This is a genomic window from Shewanella indica, assembly GCF_002836975.1.
Classification (GTDB): Bacteria; Pseudomonadota; Gammaproteobacteria; order Enterobacterales; family Shewanellaceae; genus Shewanella; species Shewanella indica.
The window spans coordinates 1-19051 of the sequence record NZ_NIJK01000001.1 but is presented as its reverse complement, the minus strand read 5'-3'; the positions used below and the strand labels follow the sequence as shown (position 1 = coordinate 19051).

The 19051-nt window shown below is 53.6% G+C and carries 17 protein-coding genes; 8 read left to right on the top strand and 9 right to left on the bottom strand.

Translation table 11 applies throughout. The features are described from left to right. Positions 1 to 23: 23 nt before the first annotated feature. Together CX650_RS00080 and CX650_RS00075 are read right to left on the bottom strand one after the other, a co-directional pair. A complete protein-coding gene (locus tag CX650_RS00080; RefSeq protein ID WP_244175160.1) occupies positions 24 to 2126 on the bottom strand; it encodes an MGH1-like glycoside hydrolase domain-containing protein in 2103 nt (700 codons plus the stop codon). 59 nt (positions 2127 to 2185) lie between these two features. After that, a complete protein-coding gene (locus CX650_RS00075; RefSeq protein WP_039035135.1) occupies positions 2186 to 2773 on the bottom strand; it encodes a YhgN family NAAT transporter in 588 nt (195 codons plus the stop codon). A 186-nt stretch (positions 2774 to 2959) separates the two neighbouring features. On the opposite strand from CX650_RS00075, the gene CX650_RS00070 reads away from it, so the two are divergent. Both CX650_RS00070 and CX650_RS00065 read left to right on the top strand, forming a co-directional pair. After that, positions 2960 to 4639, top strand: a complete 1680-nt coding sequence (locus CX650_RS00070; RefSeq protein WP_101094679.1) for a ZIP family metal transporter — start codon at positions 2960 to 2962, stop codon at positions 4637 to 4639. Positions 4640 to 4717: 78 nt separating this feature from the next. Beyond that, the gene (locus CX650_RS00065) at positions 4718 to 5497 is read left to right on the top strand and encodes an NRDE family protein (RefSeq protein WP_039035133.1); all 780 of its coding nucleotides are present in this window, start codon (positions 4718 to 4720) and stop codon (positions 5495 to 5497) included. On the opposite strand, the gene CX650_RS00060 is transcribed toward CX650_RS00065, so the two are convergent. Further along, complete coding sequence (locus CX650_RS00060; RefSeq protein ID WP_208622100.1) at positions 5460 to 6029, bottom strand: Tll0287-like domain-containing protein; 570 nt, start codon at positions 6027 to 6029, stop codon at positions 5460 to 5462. The two genes, CX650_RS00065 and CX650_RS00060, sit on opposite strands and share 38 nt — an antisense overlap. A gap of 62 nt (positions 6030 to 6091) precedes the next feature. Then, positions 6092 to 6517, bottom strand: coding sequence for a YybH family protein (locus CX650_RS00055; RefSeq protein WP_039035131.1), 426 nt, complete (start codon positions 6515 to 6517; stop codon positions 6092 to 6094). Between the two features lie 384 nt (positions 6518 to 6901). Between CX650_RS00055 and CX650_RS00050 the strand changes: the two genes are divergently transcribed. Next, on the top strand, positions 6902 to 7459 hold the full coding sequence (locus tag CX650_RS00050) for a lysophospholipid acyltransferase family protein (protein ID WP_101094687.1): 558 nt from the start codon (positions 6902 to 6904) through the stop codon (positions 7457 to 7459). A 64-nt stretch (positions 7460 to 7523) separates the two neighbouring features. After that, positions 7524 to 8144 (top strand): LysE family translocator, encoded by a 621-nt coding sequence (locus tag CX650_RS00045; RefSeq protein ID WP_101094677.1) that lies wholly within the window; start codon positions 7524 to 7526, stop codon positions 8142 to 8144. Between the two features lie 30 nt (positions 8145 to 8174). Here CX650_RS00045 and CX650_RS00040 read toward each other — a convergent pair whose 3' ends face one another. Continuing rightward, the gene (locus CX650_RS00040; RefSeq protein ID WP_039035189.1) at positions 8175 to 9455 is read right to left on the bottom strand and encodes a mechanosensitive ion channel family protein; all 1281 of its coding nucleotides are present in this window, start codon (positions 9453 to 9455) and stop codon (positions 8175 to 8177) included. A 130-nt stretch (positions 9456 to 9585) separates the two neighbouring features. Next, entirely contained in the window at positions 9586 to 10020 is a 435-nt protein-coding gene (locus CX650_RS00035; protein ID WP_101094676.1) for a hypothetical protein, read from the bottom strand. A 519-nt stretch (positions 10021 to 10539) separates the two neighbouring features. Between CX650_RS00035 and CX650_RS00030 the strand changes: the two genes are divergently transcribed. After that, positions 10540 to 11214 carry a DUF3157 family protein gene (locus CX650_RS00030; RefSeq protein WP_101094675.1) on the top strand — a complete coding sequence of 225 codons (675 nt, stop codon included), beginning with the start codon at positions 10540 to 10542 and terminating at the stop codon, positions 11212 to 11214. Positions 11215 to 11342: 128 nt separating this feature from the next. Here the strand turns inward: CX650_RS00030 and hutH are convergent, their stop codons facing one another. From hutH to hutC, 3 genes are read right to left on the bottom strand one after another with little or no spacing between them, the layout of a single operon-like run. Next, positions 11343 to 12884 (bottom strand): histidine ammonia-lyase, encoded by a 1542-nt coding sequence (hutH, locus tag CX650_RS00025; RefSeq protein WP_101094674.1) that lies wholly within the window; start codon positions 12882 to 12884, stop codon positions 11343 to 11345. Continuing rightward, positions 12884 to 14554, bottom strand: a complete 1671-nt coding sequence (hutU, locus tag CX650_RS00020; protein ID WP_101094673.1) for a urocanate hydratase — start codon at positions 14552 to 14554, stop codon at positions 12884 to 12886. Before hutU ends, hutH begins: the two co-directional genes overlap by 1 nt. A 47-nt stretch (positions 14555 to 14601) precedes the next feature. Continuing rightward, on the bottom strand, positions 14602 to 15324 hold the full coding sequence (gene hutC / locus CX650_RS00015; RefSeq protein ID WP_101094672.1) for a histidine utilization repressor: 723 nt from the start codon (positions 15322 to 15324) through the stop codon (positions 14602 to 14604). A 145-nt stretch (positions 15325 to 15469) separates the two neighbouring features. On the opposite strand from hutC, the gene hutI reads away from it, so the two are divergent. From hutI to CX650_RS20200, 3 genes are all read left to right on the top strand, one after another. Continuing rightward, positions 15470 to 16696, top strand: a complete 1227-nt coding sequence (hutI, locus tag CX650_RS00010; RefSeq protein WP_101094671.1) for an imidazolonepropionase — start codon at positions 15470 to 15472, stop codon at positions 16694 to 16696. 398 nt (positions 16697 to 17094) lie between these two features. Further along, complete coding sequence (locus CX650_RS20205) at positions 17095 to 17811, top strand: hypothetical protein (RefSeq protein WP_208622099.1); 717 nt, start codon at positions 17095 to 17097, stop codon at positions 17809 to 17811. Positions 17812 to 17856: 45 nt separating this feature from the next. Further along, entirely contained in the window at positions 17857 to 18219 is a 363-nt protein-coding gene (locus tag CX650_RS20200) for a hypothetical protein (RefSeq protein WP_208622098.1), read from the top strand. The last annotated feature ends 832 nt before the right edge of the window (positions 18220 to 19051 follow it).

The window sequence follows — 19051 nt, the reverse complement described above, 5'->3', positions numbered from 1 at the left end:
GGCCAATTCGCCTCATTCAGCGATTATTCAGCCTCAGACAACAAACCGTCGCTATAAAGCAACAATAAGACCGAGGCCGACCAGCTGAAGTTGGTGCCATGCAGTCCTTCACCGCTGAGTGGATGGTAGTTTTCCCGTATCGGCAGATCCCGGCTATCGGCGGCGATGGCCTTCAGCAAGCGCCGCGACATTGCACTTGCCTGCTGCCGGTAACCGTAATGCTGCAATCCCTTGATGGCAAAGAAGGCCTGATCCAGCCATACCGGCCCGCGCCAGTATCTGTCGGGGGCAAACTCCGGGCTGTCGCGGCTCACGCTCGGAAACGGCACCTGGGTACCGAAGACTTCTGGCCTAAGTTGTTGCTTTACAACCGCATCTGCCTGCTCAGGCGAAGCAACACTGGCCCACAACGGGATCCAACCTTCAGTGCCCTTATTGCCGCGGAGCAATCGCCGCTTGCCCTCGGCATCGAAACGTACATCGTAGAAGAAACCGCTGGCAGGGTCGTAAAAGGCCTGCCGAATCGCTTGTCCCAACCGCTGGGCCTGTTGCCGCAGTTGCATCGCCTCGGCTTCCCGTCCCAGCAGACTGGCCATTTGTGCCAGATATTGCTTATCGGCATAGAGAAATGCATTGAGATCGACACTCTCCTGATTGAGAGAGTAGCCGAGTAAACGCCCTTTGGTGTCGCGGTTTTCCAGTACCTGCAGGCTGTTATCGGCATCGAATCTGGGCGCATTGTCCATCCCGGACTCCCAGGCTGCCGCCTGAATGATGGCATCACGATTAAGTGCCCCGGGCTCACCGTGCAACGGATGCAGATTGGCGCCATATTCTGCCAAACCATTGCCGTCATGATCCCGGTTGCGATACCACCAGGCATGCAGGGCCATCAGTCTTGGGTAGAGCTCGGCGACAAATGCCTTATCACCGTCCTGAAGGTAGATCTCCCATACGGCCCAGGCTGCCAGTGGCGGTTTGCCATTCCGCTCATTCCAGTTGCCGCCGTCACCGCCGCGGGCTGCATCTTGGTTGTAAAACACCGCATCCGGCATGCTGCCGGCATCCTGAGGTCTGACGGGATCTTGCTCATCAAATTGATAGTCAAACATCGCCCGCACATTGGACTTGGCAAGCCAGGGCTCGACACGCGCCAAGGCTACCGCCTGTTTCCAGCTATCCCATGCCCAGATACCATTGAACCATTGATAGGTGACCGAAGGCGTTATCCCGTGGTGACGCAGGGCACCGGCTGGGCTGCGCCAGTTATGTGTCAGGGTGCTGATGGCCCGGGCAGCCATGCGCTTTTGCCCCAAGTCACCATCGGCCAACTTGGCCAGACGCCAACCCCAGCGACTTTGGTTGCGCTCGGCGCTCTGCAATAACTTCGGCCACTGCAGCGGCTTTGCCTCTGCTGCGGTGTGAAAATACTGCTGGGCACTGAGAAAACTGCGCCGCTCTGAGGGAGACAGATTCAGCACTTCAGAACTGGCTCGGTAGCCCCGAGTGCCACGCTCTTCCAGAAAGGTGGGTTCACGGAAGCTTAAGCGGAATTTGGCATCATCGAGCAGCAGCGACCAGGTTTTTCTCAGTGGCCGAAACTGCCACTCCAGTTGATTGGTCGCAAATTGTCTGTCGGCAATCCAGGGCTTGCCTATCGCCTTGTCGAAGGGTTCTCCCTGCCATTGCAACTGCCACTGACCGGCTTGGGAGCCGATATTTTCCAGAACAGTCTCAATCAGTGAGCTGCGCTCATCGGCAAAATAGAGCCTGGTGCTGAGGCTGAGATCTTGCCAGCGGTATTCCTGATACAGGCCATCCGGGCGACTGAACAGGCGTTTCTCCGCTTCGGCAAAATTCTTCGCCTGCCCTGTGCTCAACTCCAATATGCTGAGGTGCTGCAAGCTTGGCGCCAGATGCAGGCTGTATTCCTGGGCGATGATCATGGGGCCGGTGAAGCTGCCATAAAATGCAGGATTATCCGGTAGGTGATATCCATGCCAGGCCCCCATATCCATGTACACTGCGGGGATCTTCAGATTCCCGGCGGCGTCCCGCTCCAGCGCTTGCTGCGGCGTGCCTTGATAGGGCAAGAGATTGTCATAATCTCCGGCGCTCAGACTCAAAGCACAGATCAGGGCACAACTAAGCACTTTTACCTCGACTCAACAAAAGGATTAACAACTCAGGGATTCAAATATCGGGAGACACCATCGAGGAACATCTGCACCGAGATCATCACCAGCACCATGCCCATCAGACGCTCGACCGCCGTGAGCCCCTTGTCGCCCAACACCCTGGTAAATAACTTATAAAACATCAAGATAACCACGCTGGCGCCCCAGGCCGCCACCAGAGCTATGGTCCAGTCGCCCATACGGCTGCTATCCGTATGGGCCAGCAGTATCAGTGCCGCCAAAATCGAAGGACCGGCCATCAGCGGAATCGCCATCGGCACAATGAAGGGCTCTTCACCGGCAGCCAGGCCCACCACCCCACCGGGTTGGGGGAAGATCATCCTGATGGCTATCAGGAACAGAATAATGCCGCCGGCAATGCTGACCGATTCTGACTTGAGGTTGAGGAAACTCAGGATAGCTTCACCGGCATATAGAAATAACAGCATGATCAACAAGGCAAAAATAAGCTCACGGATCAACACTCGACGGCGTTTCTTGGGCTCGATATGACGCAATATAGAGGCAAAGATAGGCAAGTTGCCCAAGGGATCCATAATAAGAAACAGCATTACGGCAGCCGACAGAGTATCCATAAATATCCATTCACCAATACAACAACATAGAGTCGACTATTGTATAACTTTTTAGTCACCGGCTGTGGACTTTTATCTGTGGTCTCGGGGGGAAAATCCTTCAAGGTAAATTCCAGGTAACGGCACTGCTCATTTGCCCGGCTACTGGTATACTATGGCGTTCTCTAAACTTCAGCCGTGAAATACATGCTCTATCTTGTCGCCAGTTTTATCGCCCTGCTCCTGGGCCCGCTGTTTTACCGCTATTTCTCTTCAGGCAGCGGTTTGCAGAAGGGCTTGGACGGCTTTATTTTTGTTTCCCTTGGCGGCCTGGTATTGATCCATATCCTACCGGAACTGCTGGAGCATGGCGGCATACTGGCGATCATCTTCGTGATCCTCGGCCTTTGGGGACCCAGTGCCAGTGAGAAGTTGTTTCATCGCTACTCAGAGATCACCCATAACCTGACCCTCACGCTGGGGATCGGCGGCTTGTTGTTGCACACCATCACAGATGGCGGCGCCATGGTGCTGGCACAACAGGAAGGCAACTCCAGCCTGCTGGCGCTTGGGGTGATCATGCACAGGCTACCCGTGGGCCTGGCGATTTGGTGGTTGCTCAAACCCCAGGTTGGTACCCGTTGGGCCAGTCTGGTGTTGCTGGCCATGATGGCGCTGACATCTGTGGGCTACTTCGCCGGCGAGCAGCTGCTCAGCCATCTGAGCCTGGATAATACCGTGTACCTGCAAGCCTTTGTCACAGGCTCTATTTTGCATGTGGTGCTGCATCAGCCCCACGGCCATGGGCAGCAGACCCCAAGCAGCAAATATGAATATCAGGCCGGCATAGGCAGCCTGCTGGGGATAGGCCTGTTGGCATTGCTGCTGATGATGGATTCCGGCGGCCACCAACACGCTCACCATGACCACAGCACAGATCAACTGCTGCACTGGTTGTTGTTACTGGCTCCGGTATTGCTGGCGGCCTACGCCTTGGCCAGCATACGTTTTGCCGCAGGTTTGTCTCCTACTCAAGCTTCGCTGCCGGGACGCTGGGTTCAACGTCTCGCTGGCCCTGAAGCCTTGTTGCTGACCTTGGTGCTGCTGGGCTGGCAGTTTGCCCTGCTGCAGACCCTCGCACTCGCCGCACTGGGACTGTTTTTGAGTTATGCCCGCATTGAATTGACCGATCCCCACCCCAAGGTGCCGCAGTCCGCCTGGCATTTTGGCTTCACTCATCTGGTGGATAGAAGCGCGCCCTGGATCTTGCTCAGTTTAATCCTCGCCAATCTGATAGGTCATCCGTCAGTGCCACTGTCGCACCCGGTGGCACAAGTGCTGGTGCTGGCCTTGCTGTTTCTGCCGCTGCGTTTCTGTAATCTGGGCGCCGCCGTATTGGCTATGTCACTGGCCTACAGCGGCTGGAGCCCCTTGGCAGTAGCCTTGCCCCTGATCGCCGCACCTGTGCTTAACCTGTCACAACTCAAGTTGATGAACTGGAGTCAACGGCTCGGTATGTTGTTGCTGTTATCCATTCTGCTTAGCGGCATTGCCTGGTGGCAACCACAGTGGCGTGAGCTGGGCGATCTACCGAAAGAGATAAGCTACCCGGCACTGACGTTGCTGTGTCTGCTTTACTCCAGTAGCATACTGCGTCAGGGGCCACGTAAGTTTTTACGGGGTATGTGGCTGGTCAAAGGCCATAGCCATGACCACGGCTCGGGGCAGCACAACGACTCAGGCCACAACCATGGTTCACATAGTCATGGTTCACATAGTCATGGTTCACATAGTCATGGTTCACATAGTCATGGTTCGAGCAGCCATGATTCACACAGTCATGCTCACCATAATGGCCACGAGCATCAAGACAAAGGCTCTCACTGATTTAACCCTGTCAATTGGCGCCTTTGTTGGCTAACTTGTGGGATAAGCCCGCATTTAGACCCGGCATAAGGACAGCCCATGTGCATTCTGTTTCTGGCGCTGGATCAGCATCCGGATTATCCGCTGATCCTCTGCGCCAACCGCGATGAGTTTCATCACAGGCCCACAGCCCCGGCACATTTTTGGCCGCCACAGCAGCAACTGCTGGCGGGTAAGGATCTGCAGGCAGGTGGGACCTGGCTTGGCTGTAATCGTTTGGGAATGGTGGCTGGCCTCACTAATATCCGTCAGTCAATCTCTCAGCCGGATGGTATGCGCAGCCGCGGGGAACTGGTGCTCAAGGCGCTCAATAGCCAAACCCCAATAGAGCCGCAATGGCTCAGTGACCACAGCGACAACTACAATCCTTTCAATCTGGTTTTCGGCCAGGGCAAGCGCCTTTGGTGTTATCACAGCCCGGATAAGTCATTGCGGTGCTTGAACAGGGGGTTTCACGCCATCAGCAATGGCGCCTTGGATGAAATCTGGCCCAAGATGGCCCGCGGCGAGCAGGCGTTGGAGCGGTTGATTAGCCAATCGGCCAAGCCGGATATAGATAGGCTGCTGGCAATAATGCGTGATGAGACTCCAGCGCCGGACATCAGCCTGCCAAACACAGGAGTCAGCCTGGAATGGGAGCGACGTCTGTCATCCATCTATATTCGCCACCCGGAATACGGCACCCGGGCCACCAGCCTGATATTCATCTCCCGCGAAGGGAAACTGAACTTTTACGAAGCCAGGTATGATGGCAAGGGGCGACAACTGGGGTTGGAGCAGTTCAGTTTTGCGCTGACAAACGCGGAGCCACTATGCTGATGGCGCCGCGGATCTGCCCAAGCTGATAACCTCTGGCGCTGTCATCCGGGTAGTGCTCATCCAATGCGGTTTTGACCTCGGGCGCCAATTGGCTGCCGTGACAGGTGAGGCAAAGCGGCGCTACGCCCTGGGCCTTCATAAAACGCAGCTGTGACTCGGTCTGGGCAACATGGCTCAAGGTTTGCGGATCTTCACCGGCTGCGGCCCGCGTATCGAATGACAACAATACCTGTCGCTGCCAGGTTTCCGGCTCGGCTGTCGGATTACGGGGTTTCAAGCTGACACGTTTTACCTGCCAACCGCTCTCGGCAGAGAGTTGGCGGGCGATTTCCGGCGCCTTATGGGAACAAACTTCGATAGCCGCCACCGGGCCACCTTCGGCCAGGGCTTGTTGCAGTTGCGGCTTGAGTGTTTGGGCAAAACGCTTGGCCAGCGCGGCCGCTTCGGTTTTGAATTCTGCCGCTGTTGGCTCTGCCGTGGCTTGATTCGCTAGCGCAAAAGCCAGCAAGGCGGTCAGTGTGGGTTTTAACATAGGGTGCTCCATTAGATTTTTTTAATGGGTTGATATTAGATAAATCTAATTCCCTATGCAAGTCAGGATGAATGATCGTGAGTGATTACCCAATGGTCGTCTTTCTTTTCCAACAGCAGGGTAAAGACTCCGGATGGGCTGTCCTTTTGTCTGAGCAAGACCCAGCGACCGGCCACCAAGGCAGAATAGTTACTCAACATCTGCACATCCTTGAGCTCCAGCTTGAGCTGGCCCATAGTCGCGCGATTCGGATAGCTACGTTTATAGGCGGCCAGCATCTTGTCCCAGCCATATTTGAACTCGCCTTTGGAGACAAACCTCAGCTTGGGATCGTGCCAGTAACCCAGCATATAGGCATCAATATTTCCCTGATTCCAGGCTTGTTGCTGACGATTGATCAGCTCGGTAATTTCATCTGTCGGTACCGCTTTAGCCGGAGCGATTGCAAGTAGCAGTACTGACAGGAGTCCAAAGATTAACTTTTTCATATTCCCTCCTTGCACTCTCCCGGAACCAGGCCAGGAAACCGTGCCGACACAGGCGTTGAGCTTCTATACAGATACTAACCTATTTGGCCCTGGATAAGGAAAGAACCGGGTAAACATTGTCTTAGTAGATTGTAAGCAAATCCACCGCGCGTTTTGAACAAACTTACGTCACGGCGATTTATAGCCAATGACGAGTCCTTGGCAAGATGTAGAACCCAGGCTTGCACAAAAGAGATAATACTGAAATTATATTTTCCCTCAGGCCTCTGCTTGGGGAAGTGCTGCCTATGTTCAGACTCCTAAGCTAATCAAGGTTGGACTGGCGGCCCACCCCAAACACTTTTGAACTATACCTTTAATCAACTCAAGGTTTGGCAACTCTCTATGTTTAAAAAAATCTGCCAATGGCTGCTGGCTCTGTTCGGCTGGCAAATTCGCGGACAACTGCCCGACTCCCAGCAATACCTGGTGATAGTGGCGCCCCATACCAGTAACTGGGACTTCATTATCGGCGTACTCGCCCGTGGAGCTCTGGCGGTGAAGATCCACTTTCTCGGTAAGCATCAACTCTTTATTCCGCCCTGGGGCTGGTTTTTCAGGGCCATAGGTGGCAGGCCGGTAGACAGGCGCAAGAACAATAATCTGGTCGATGCGGTCAGCGACTTGTATCGCCTGGATCGCAACTTTAAGCTGGCGCTGGCGCCGGAGGGCACCCGCAGCCCGGTGAAACGCTGGAAGACAGGTTTCTACCATATCGCATCCAAGGCAGGGGTGCCGATTGTGGCAGTGGGGTTGGACTTTGGTCAGAAGGCGGTGGTGATCAATCAACCCTTGATACCGAGTGCTGACATGCAGCAAGACATGGATCAGCTTATCGCCTTCTATCGCGGCATTCGCGGCCGCTTCCCAAAGGAGATCCCGGACTATTCAGCGGAAAAGTGAATCTTGTTCGGCAGGCGTCTCAGGACTATAGTGACGCTTAACCGAAAACTTTGTATACAAAATTATGGATCACCAGACCTTCCTGTTGTACCTGTTTGCGATCTTATTGATAGCCATTTCTCCCGGCCCGATCGCCATGTTGTCTATTTCTCACGGGATCCATTTTGGTAAACGCCGCAGTCTGGCAACGGCCTTGGGGAGTGTCAGTGCGGCACTGCTGTTGATGTTGGCCTCCATCGCCGGGCTGAGCGCCTTGCTGCATGCCAGCGAATACGGCTTTACCCTGCTCAAATGGTGCGGTGCCGCCTACCTTATGTATCTGGGGATTAAGCTGCTGCTCACCAAGCCCCATGCGGCCGAGCAGAGTGTTGGCCCCAAGGGACATGGTCATCCTCTCAGTCTGTTCCGGCAGGCGTTTCTGGTGGGGATCAGCAATCCCAAGGATCTGCTATTTTTCGCCGCTCTGTTTCCACAATTTATCGATGTGACTGTGCCGCAGGGGCCACAACTGGCAGTATTGGCTTCCACCTGGGCCTTGGTAGACTTCAGCTTTGTGATGATTTACGCCTCTATGGCCAGTGTGTTGGCTTCATGGCTGAAGCGCAGTCAACGCTTGCATTGGCTGGATCGTGTCAGTGGCGGGGTGTTTGTCACCCTCGCCACTGTATTGGCCGTTAAAGATTAGGGGAGCGCTTTAGGGGAGGTGCGAATAAGCCTATGTAGGCTTATTTGCGCCGGCTCCATTATCTTTTAAGCTGCGGATATCATTGCCGGTAGGTCCCTGGAAGGCACGCAGATCGAACTGCGGCAAGATGGCAAAGATATGATCGAAGATATCCGACTGAATATCTTCATAATATGTCCAGCGGGTATCATTGGTGAAGATATATAGCTCGATCGGCAGCCCTTCAGTCGTAGGCGCCAATTGCCGCACCATCAGGGTCATCTCCTTGTGTACCTTGTCGTGGTGCTTGAGATACTCCAGCAGGTAGGCTCTGAAGGTCCCCACATTGGTCAGCCTGCGACCATTGACCGGCATTTCGATATCCGACACTTTCGCATTACATTCAGTGATTTCATGGATTTTCTTCGGCAGGTACTCTTTCAACAGGTTGATCTTCTCCAGCTTCTTCCTGTCTTCTTCGGTCAGGAAACGTATGCTGTTGATATCTATGTTGACCGAACGTTTGATTCGGCGACCGCCTGACTCAGACATGCCACGCCAGTTGCGGAAGGCATCGGATACCAACGCATAGGCCGGGATCATGGTGATGGTCTTGTCCCAGTTGCGAACCTTGACTGTTGTCAGCGATACCTCTTCCACCGCGCCATCGGCGCCGTATTTATCCATCTGGATCCAGTCGCCTGTGCTGACCATACGGTTAGCCGCCAGCTGAATACCGGCAACAAACCCCAGAATGGTGTCCTTGAACACTAACATCACCAAACCAGTGGCGACACCCAAGCCGCTGAGGAAGTAGACAGGAGACTGGTTGGCGAGCACAGAGATGGAAATAATGATGGCGACAAAGAACAGGAACAGCTTGATCAGCTGCACAAAGCTCTTCACCGGTAGACGACGGCTAATCAGCTTAACGTCTGCCACCTCGTTGACCGCATCCAATGCCGAATAGGCGGCGCGGATCAGCAAGACGACCAGCCAGACACTGAGCAGCCTGTCGACCAGTCCGGCCAACAGTTTATGATCTGTCAGTGCTATGGGGATCAGCAGGTTGAGCACCAGCGCCGGCACCAGCATCGCCAGCTTTTCCAGCACTCTGTGGCGCATAAAGATATCGTCCCAGGTGACTTTGGAACGTTGAATCACCAGGTTCATCGCCCGTACTACGCCGCGACGCACAATAAAATAAGCCAAACCTGCCAGCAGCAGGCAGGCGAGCACCATGAGCGAAGTGGACAAACCATCGGCTGGTTGGCTGTTGATCCCCAGCTGTGACAACCAGTGTGACAGTTCGAATCTTAAGTCTTTGTCCAAGTTATCCAAAATTAACCTCTCAGAGAAAAATCACTCATCCCGGCCCACAACCCAGGCCAGGTTGCAGAGTAACATACAGGTGTTAACTTTGGCTGAACAGTCGATCCCATCCTCGTTGGAAAGTGTGCGCTTAATCACCTTTCAAGGTGAGTACTATTTTGGTTCCCAGCGGCTGTTGGAAGTGCTCCAGGTGATCTATGGGAAGCCCGGAAATTGATAATTGTCTGTGATTGTACCAGTCGAGTTTCAACTCATCGTGGCGACCGGATACCACCAGCAGACCGGGGAAGCGGCGTCCCGAGTCCAGCTCGGTCAAGCTTAAGTGGCTCTGCCAGTGCTTACGTCCATGCAGACTGCAGTTGGAAAAGCTGACGTCGGCCTGCCAATCTTTATTCGGTGACCAGCTGCTGAGCAGTATTGACTCTTGGCAATGCTCGCTATGGTCAGGTAGTTTGCCTACCCAACCTGCCACATGGAACAGACTCCATGAGGCCAGCAACAGGTAAAAGCATCCTCCGCCAAATTGCAGAGCCTTCGACAACCAGGCCTTGGTATTCGACGGCATACCCTCTCCAAACTATCAGATAGACTAAGAGCGGGATCATATAGTGGGGTATGTTGTAAGTAAACGCTGACCAATGAGTTACAAACTCGGTGATTGTTTCATTGAATGGTTTAATTCGCCACACAGCCGGCTGGATGTGTCATAGGACTCTTCACCGCAGCCAAAGTATAAGAGATGATAATGCCCTTTATCTTCCGGTATACCCAGCGCCAAAGTTGCCTGCAAGACAATTCTGACCCCCTTTACAGTCAAGGCTGACATATTAGCGGGCAATAACTTCACTTTCTTGCCAAGGACTTGGTCATTTGCTGCGAACTATGTCTTACATTCCAGTCAGTAAGCCGACGCAGAGCACACATGGGGCTTGTTCGCACCTTTCCTGGACAAAGGCACTTGAACATACTTCCCGTGGATTGCCGTATGCCAGGAAAGCAAGTTTATGTTTTTCGTCATTGCCAGCCCAGGTAAGCCCGGTTATTGTTGACGCCAGGATCCAGCCAAGCGCAAGCGAATTTTTTCATGTCGAAACAGAACCTTTTCAAACCCGGCTTCGCCGTCAGTGCTCTGGCGTTGCTATTGAGCTCAAGTTTTGCCGTTGCCGAACCGGCCCAGGTGGCCGAAGTCACTCTGGAAAATGGCGCCAGAGTCATACTCAAAGATGATTTTACCTGGGAATATGTGCTTACAGAGGCGGTGATCAGCGCCGCCGAACCCGAAACTGTGACTGAAGATGTGGTGGCCGAGATATCGAATACCGCAGCCAATACCGGCACCCATACTGTCGCAGTGGCGCCCAAGTCCGAGGTAAACCCAGCCGCCACGGCTGAGCAACTGACCCAGAGCGCCATGACCACTCCCGGACTGCTTGGCAAGACTGCCAGGGAAGGGGTCAGCGTTTCTCTGCTGCAGACGCAGTGGCAAGGTGACAAACTGGGCCTGACCTTCGAACTCGGCAGTAACAGCAGTGAAGATATGGTTGGCGTACTGATCAGTGTCAGCTTTTATAACGATCAGGGGCGCAAGATGAAAGAAGAGGAGCTACAGGTTTGGCGTGCCATCAAGCGTATGCCGGAAACCTATCTGCGCAAGGGCCAGCAGCGGCAATCCTCGGTGATCTGGATTGAAGGGGTAGATAAAAACCAGTGGCAGAAGCAGCTGTTGAATCTAAAGATCACAGAACTGGATGCCTGGTAACATCTGTCTCTCGGCATTGATTTAGTAAAATAAATAAAGAGCGCCAGTTGGCGCTCTTTGTATTTCATATACGGACTTTTGTCCCTAAGGTGCCCAAGGGCCCTCAGACCCTTCCAGCGATTCCCGGCTCAGAGGCTGCTTGGCAGCAACTCCTTTGGCAGATAGGCGTTATAGCGCCCACTCGCCAGCAGCTCAGTGGCCTTGGTGATATCCGGACCGAAGTATCTGTCCTTGTCATAGAAGGTAACCCGCTCGCGCAGTTCAGCCTTGGCCTTGGCTACTGCCTGGCTTGGCTGCAGCGGCGCCCGGAAATCCAACCCTTGGGCCGCAGCCAGCAGTTCCACTGCCAGCACGCCGCGGGTGTTTTCCGCCATATCCTTGAGCCTGCGGGCGGCAAAGGTCGCCATGGAAACATGATCTTCCTGGTTGGCCGAGGTCGGCAAGCTGTCGACAGAGGCCGGATGAGCAAAGGTCTTGTTTTCACTGGCCAGTGCCGCGGCTGTCACCTGGGCAATCATAAAGCCCGAGTTAACCCCACCGTTTTCCACCAAGAATGGCGGCAGCTTGGAAAGATTGGAGTCGATCAGCAGCGCAATGCGGCGCTCACTGATGGCCCCCAGCTCGGCAATCGCCAGTGCCAGATTATCCGCCGCCATGGCCACAGGTTCGGCATGGAAGTTACCGCCTGAGATGATCTCGCCGGTATCTTCAAACACCAGTGGGTTATCTGTTACGCCGTTGGCTTCAATTTCCAGCACTTCGGCCGCCTGACGGATCTGCGTCAGGCAAGCGCCCATCACCTGTGGCTGACAGCGCAGAGAGTAGGGATCCTGCACCTTTTCACAATTGGCGTGTGACTCGGCAATCTCGGAGCCGCTCCCCAGCAGATGACGGAATACTGCCGCCGAGTCTATTTGGCCCTTTTGACCGCGCACCGCATGAATTCTCGGGTCGAACGGGCTGCGACTGCCCATGGCCGCCTCGACACTCATGGCGCCGACCACAGAGCCGGCGGCAAACAGGTCCTCGGCATGGAACAAGCCCTCCAGTGCCAACGCCGTCGATGCCTGGGTGCCGTTGAGCAGGGCCAGGCCCTCTTTGGCAGCCAATTCAATCGGTTTCAGGCCGGCGATACTCAAGCCCTCAATGGCGGGCATGATACGCCCCTGATAACGCACTTCGCCCTCGCCGATGATCGGCAGACACATGTGCGACAGCGGCGCCAAGTCGCCCGAGGCCCCCACTGAGCCCTTCTCGGGTACGCAAGGGTAGACACCGGCATTGACCAGGGCGATCAGGAAGTTGATCACCTCGAGACGGATCCCGGAAAACCCGCGGGACAGTGAGTTGATCTTCAACACCATCATCAGCCGCACGGTTTCATCGCGCATCAATTGGCCGGTACCGGCGGCGTGGGACAACACGATAGAGCGCTGCAACAGTTCCAGATCCGCCGGGGCAATCTTGGTGTTGGCCAACAGGCCAAAGCCTGTGTTGATGCCGTAAACCGTGCGGCCCTCATCCAAGACTTTTTGCACCACGGCGGCGCTGCTGTTGATGGCCGCCAGCGATTCCGGGTGCAATTGCAGCTGGGTTGGCGCGCGGCTGATGCTGCGCAGTTCAAACAGTGTCAGGCTTCCCGGTGTTAGAGTGATTTGAGTGGTCATCATCAGTCCTCCAACATAGGCAGATCCAGGCCCTGCTCTTTGGCGCAGCGCTTGGCAATCTCATAGCCGGCATCGGCATGACGCATCACGCCCGTGGCCGGATCGTTCCACAATACCCGGGATACCCGCTTGGCGGCGGCATCGCTGCCGTCACAGAGGATCACTACCCCGGAGTGCTGACTGAAGCCCATGCCGACACCCCCACCATGGTGCAGCGACACCCAGGTGGCGCCACCGGCAGTATTGAGCAGTGCATTGAGCAGCGGCCAGTCGGAGACGGCATCCGAGCCATCGAGCATGGATTCGGTTTCCCGGTTGGGACTGGCCACAGAGCCGGAATCCAGGTGATCCCTGCCGATGACCACAGGCGCCGACAGCTCGCCGTTTTTCACCATTTCGTTGAAGGCCAGCGCCAGACGGGCGCGGTCTTTGAGGCCAACCCAGCAGATACGGGCCGGCAGCCCCTGGAAGGCGATACGTTCACGAGCCATATCCAGCCAGTTGTGCAGGTGTGGGTCGTCCGGGATCAGTTCTTTCACCTTCTGATCTGTCTTGTAGATATCCTCAGGGTCACCACTGAGCGCCGCCCAGCGGAACGGGCCAATGCCTTCACAGAACAGCGGCCTGATATAGGCGGGAACAAAACCGGGGAAATCGAAGGCGTTGGCCACGCCTTCCTCAAACGCCATCTGGCGGATGTTATTGCCATAGTCCAGGGTCGCGGCGCCGCGGCTTTGCAGCGCAAGCATGGCCTGAACCTGCACCGCCATGGAAGCCTTGGCGGCCTTGATCACAGCGGCCTCGTCTTTGAGGCGCATCTCCTTGGCCTGCTCCAGCGTCCAGCCCTGAGGCAGATAGCCATTCAGCGGATCGTGCGCCGAAGTTTGGTCTGTCACTACATCCGGAGTAATGCCGCGCTCAACCAGCTCACTGAAGATATCGGCGGCATTGCCCAGCAAACCGACGGAAACCGGCTTGCCCTCGGCCTTGGCGGCTTCCAGCATCGCCAGTGCCTCGTCCAGGCTATGGGCCTTCTTGTCCAGATAACGGGTACGCAGACGAAAATCGATACGGGTCTCGTCCACTTCACAGGCCAGTACAGAGAAACCGGCCATGGTACCGGCCAGAGGCTGGGCACCGCCCATGCCGCCCAGGCCACCGGTCAGGATCCAGCGGCCCTTGGCGTCACCGTCGAAATGCTGCTTGGCCACGGCCACAAAGGTTTCGTAGGTGCCCTGGACTATGCCTTGGGTGCCTATGTAGATCCAGGAGCCGGCGGTCATCTGGCCATACATAGCCAACCCTTGCTTGTCCAGCTCGTTGAAGTGTTCCCAGTTGGCCCAGTGAGGTACCAGGTTGGAGTTGGCGATCAGCACCCTGGGGGCATCGCTGTGGGTCTTGAATACTCCCACCGGCTTGCCGGATTGCACCAGCAAGGTTTCATCCTCTTCCAGACGCTTGAGCACCTCGACGATTTTGTCGAAACACTGCCAATCGCGGGCGGCGCGGCCTATGCCGCCGTAAACCACCAGATCCTCGGGGCGCTCTGCCACATCCGGATGCAGGTTGTTCATCAGCATTCTGAGCGGCGCTTCGGTCTGCCAGCTCTTGCAGTTCAGAGTGGTGCCGGTCGGCGCAATAATTTTGCGCGCCGGATCATGTCTCTTATCCATAAACTTCCATTCCTCTGTTGCTTGTCTTGTGGTTTATTTTGTTGTTTTTATTTAGCTTTATGTTCGCCTCTGAAGGTCAAATGCCCTCCGAGACGGAAGCGACTGCCGGGATGGATCAGCCGGGCAAAACTCACCACCCCCTGGCGTGACCAGGTGCGGCGCAGTATCTGTAAACAGGGCTCGCTGGCGGGAATAGCCAAGCGGGCGCGTATCTGTTCATTGGCGACTATCGCCTCTATGGTATGGCGTGCCTCGGTCAAAGGCGCCACCTGCGACAGATATTCATGAGGGGTCTGCAAATTGAAATCCTGCTGCAGATAGTCGGGAATTAACTGGGGATTCACGAAGCGCTCCTCGAGCTGTAGCGGCAGCTCCTCTTCGCAGTGCACCAGCACCGAGTAAAACACCCGGCTGCCGGTCTCCAGCCCCAGGGCGATGGCGATAGGCGCCAGGGCCTCTATGGCGGTCAGCTCCAGCACCTGCACGCTGTAACCATGGCCGCGGGCCTTGATCTCATCGGCGATATTACGGATAGACAACATGGATGACTGCGACTTGAACTCGGCCACAAAGGTACCCAGCCCCTGACTGCGCTCCAGCACGCCGTTGTCCACCAGCTCGGTCAATGCCCGTCTGGCCGTCATCCGGCTGCACTCAAACAGCTCCGCCAGTTGGTTTTCGGAAGGCACCCTGGAGTGCTCGACCCATTCACCCGACTCAATGCGGTCTGAGATGTACTGTTTAATGCGGGCGAACTTGGCTGTGCTCATCGAATCGACTCTGTGTTGGTTTCAATCTGCTGAAAAACTCGGCTATAATCCTAACTTGTATATACAAGTAAATACAAGTTGGCTCACAAAATCACAACAATTGCCATCATTAAGGCAAGCGTAAGGCAAACAACAAGGAGCAAGCATGTCCTGGGATCAGGTTTGGATAGATATCAATATTGCCACTATGGACCCTTCTGTATCAGAGGCTTATGGTGCCATCACCGACGCGGCCCTGGCAGTAAAAGACGGCAAAATAGCCTGGATTGGCAAGCGCAGCGAACTGCCTGCCTTCGACGTGCTGGCAACTCCGGTTTACAAGGGCAAAGGCGGCTGGCTGACGCCCGGGTTGATAGATGCCCATACCCATTTGGTGTTTGCCGGTAACCGCGCCAACGAGTTCGAGCTGCGTCTCAAGGGCGCCAGCTATGAAGAAATCGCCCGTGCCGGTGGCGGCATTATCAGCACGGTTAAGGCCTGCCGTGAGGCCAGCGAGGCCGAACTGTTCGATGAGGCTCGTCGCCGCCTCAACGCCCTGGCCAAGGAAGGGGTTACTACGGTGGAGATAAAGTCGGGCTACGGGCTGGAAACCGCGACCGAACTCAAGTTGCTCAGGGTCGCCCGCGAGCTGGGCAAACACCACCATGTGGATGTGGTCACAACCTTCCTGGGCGCCCACGCCTTCCCGGCCGAATATCAAGGCCGGGAGCAGGAATATGTGCAACTGGTAATCGAGGAGATGCTGCCTCAGGTATTGGCGGAAGATCTCGCCGATGCCGTGGATGTGTTTTGTGAAAATATCGCCTTCGACCTGCAACAGACAGAAGCCATTCTCAGCGCCGCCAAGGCCAAAGGGCTGGATATCAAGTTGCACGCCGAGCAGCTCTCCAACATGGGCGGCTCAATACTGGCCGCCCGTCTGGGGGCCAAGTCTGTGGATCATATCGAGTATCTGGATGAAGCCGGAGTCAAGGCCCTGGCCGAGAGCGGCACCTGCGCCACCCTGTTGCCCGGCGCCTTTTACTTCCTGCGGGAAACCCAGATGCCACCGATAGCCTTGCTGCGCCAATATCAGGTGCCCATGGTACTGGCCAGCGACTTCAACCCGGGGACGTCCCCCATCTGCTCAACCCTGTTGATGCTCAACCTGGGCTGCACCCTGTTCCGCCTGACGCCGGAAGAGGCCTTGGCCGGTGTCACCTGCAACGCCGCCCGCGCCCTGGGTCGTGAACAGCGCATAGGCATGCTGCGCCAGGGAATGGATGCCGACTTCTGCCTGTGGCGGATCTCAACCCCAGCGGAACTCGCCTACAGCTACGGCGTGAATCCGTTGGTGGATGTCATCAAAGGGGGCAAACTTATTCATCAATAAGTTTGGCAAGTGATTGGATGGCAGGTCACCGACCTGCTATCGGCTTGCGCGCAGGCTTCCCAGCGCCAGGGAATAGCTGCACAGCTTAAACTCATCAGTTTTAACTGGATTAGTATGGATCCAATCTGTCAGTTTCGTTTCCTTGACGTGACCATATCTGACAGATTGGCCTAACCTGGTTCTGCCCCAAAATGAGTTATGCACGATATATGTAGTAATTTTACTAATCCAAAGTACCTCGAAGAAGTTACTTTCGCACGATGAAACTAATGAATGACTTTCTTTCTATCACCTGGTCTTGACAAAAAATAAAAATGAGCGACAACTTATCTTTAAAGTAGTATCTTAATCGTTGATAAAAATGATTTGTAATCGGACAGATTGAGAGATGATGAGATATGCCAATAACTGCCTATTCAAACACTTATAAACGAGAATTAGATGCAACTCAATTGGAGTCACTTTTTAATGAAAGTCCTCATTCTCTAGATGTTTCGTTTCAAAACTTTGTGAAAAATGACATAGAGTGCCCTTCATGCAATGTTACTGGTGGTTATATAGTTAGTGAGGGCATTTGTACAAGAACGGGTAGAACGGTATCTCAAGCTCACTTTGCATTTAGAAACGCTCAAGGAGTAGATGCACACTTACCATTTTGTGACTTCTATGATGGTGAAGACAAACAGAAATTGGTATCAAATGAGGGTAGAGTTGACTTCAGAAGGTCTCAGTCTGCTATAACAAGACAAATTGGAGTCATAGTTAGTATTGGGATAGAAAATAATATTTTCAGCCAAGGTGACATGAGGGATATGAGGCAATGGTTTCTTGATTTGAGGAAAAGTGGCCAAGAACTTTTTGATATCTCTCCACACATTGTCAATCTAGCCAGAAGCTCATACGTTAGATCTAAAAGAAATTTTGAAAAATTTGTCCCAGACGTGAGTGAAGCTTCAAAGGAAGGGTTTGATATCGATAGGGAAGTTTATGAATCTCTAAGCCATCAATATCCTCATTACAAATTGATTGAGTATTATAAGGAAAATCCATTCTATTTAGAAATAGCACAGAAGGCTGTAGTTAAAAAGGCTATTAAAATAATAAGAAACGACTAAAATTTCTTAAGTTTTGACCGAAGCGTACTCTTAGATAAGTATCAATTGACCCGTAAGCTTTCCGATAAAATTGTTCAAAACGATGGTTTTCTATCACAAAATCTATCTCCTAGTGCAATTTTTAAATCTAATCCGTTAATGGCACTTTCAGCTTTACTACTATTTGTATCGAATTGGGATATTGATGAAGCATGGGGAAAGGTTGAAATAATTTATAAAATTCGGACAGTTAAAGATCATGATGCTGGCAACTTTATTGGCCTTAATCCATTTGCAAATTATAGTGCTTGGGTGATCATTAAAAAATTGATGGTCATAAAAGACACCCTTGAAGATAATCTAGACTATGACTATTTATTTAATGAAGAAAAATCACGATTAATGAAGTTATACGGTCTTAAAGGTTGAACATTAAACCGAACATACAGGACATCCTAAACACTTTACGAGCTGCAAGGAAGCACCTTGCAGGGGTCAGTCTCTGATAAATAACGACGGATTTTTGGAAATAGGCTCTCTGAGATGAGTAATTTGCATGCTTCATACGGAAACTTACAGGACATCCAAAACACTTTCTGAGCTGCAAGGAAGTACGATGCAGGGTGTCAGTCTCTGATAAATAACGACGTATTTTTGGAAGTAGGCTCTCTGAGATGAGTAATCTGCGAGATTCATGCAAAAACTGCGGTTGCCAAGCATGCCAACGGCAGGCTTAAGCCTGTTTATGCAAAATCACCAAGGGTTTAAGGTTAATGGGGATGTATTGCTTGGCTTTGTTGCTTACCCCGGCACCACTTACCGCCATATTTGGCCTTCATAAAATATACAGGACATCCAAAACACTTTCTGAGCCGCAAGGAAGCACCTTGCAGGGGTCAGTCTCTGATAAATAACGACGGATTTTTGGAAATAGGCTCTCTGAGATGAGTAATTTGCATGCTTCATACGGAAACTTACAGGACATCCAAAACACTTTCTGAGCTGCAAGGAAGTACGATGCAGGGTGTCAGTCTCTGATAAATAACGACGTATTTTTGGAAGTAGGCTCTCTGAGATGAGTAATCTGCGAGATTCATGCAAAAACTGCGGTTGCCAAGCATGCCAACGGCAGGCTTAAGCCTGTTTATGCAAAATCACCAAGGGCTTAAGGTTAATGGGGATGGAGGGTGTTCAAAATTCTGTGTCACGTTAAAAATCACAGATCGATGTGAGCATCCAGTCGTCCTTCAAAATGGATGGA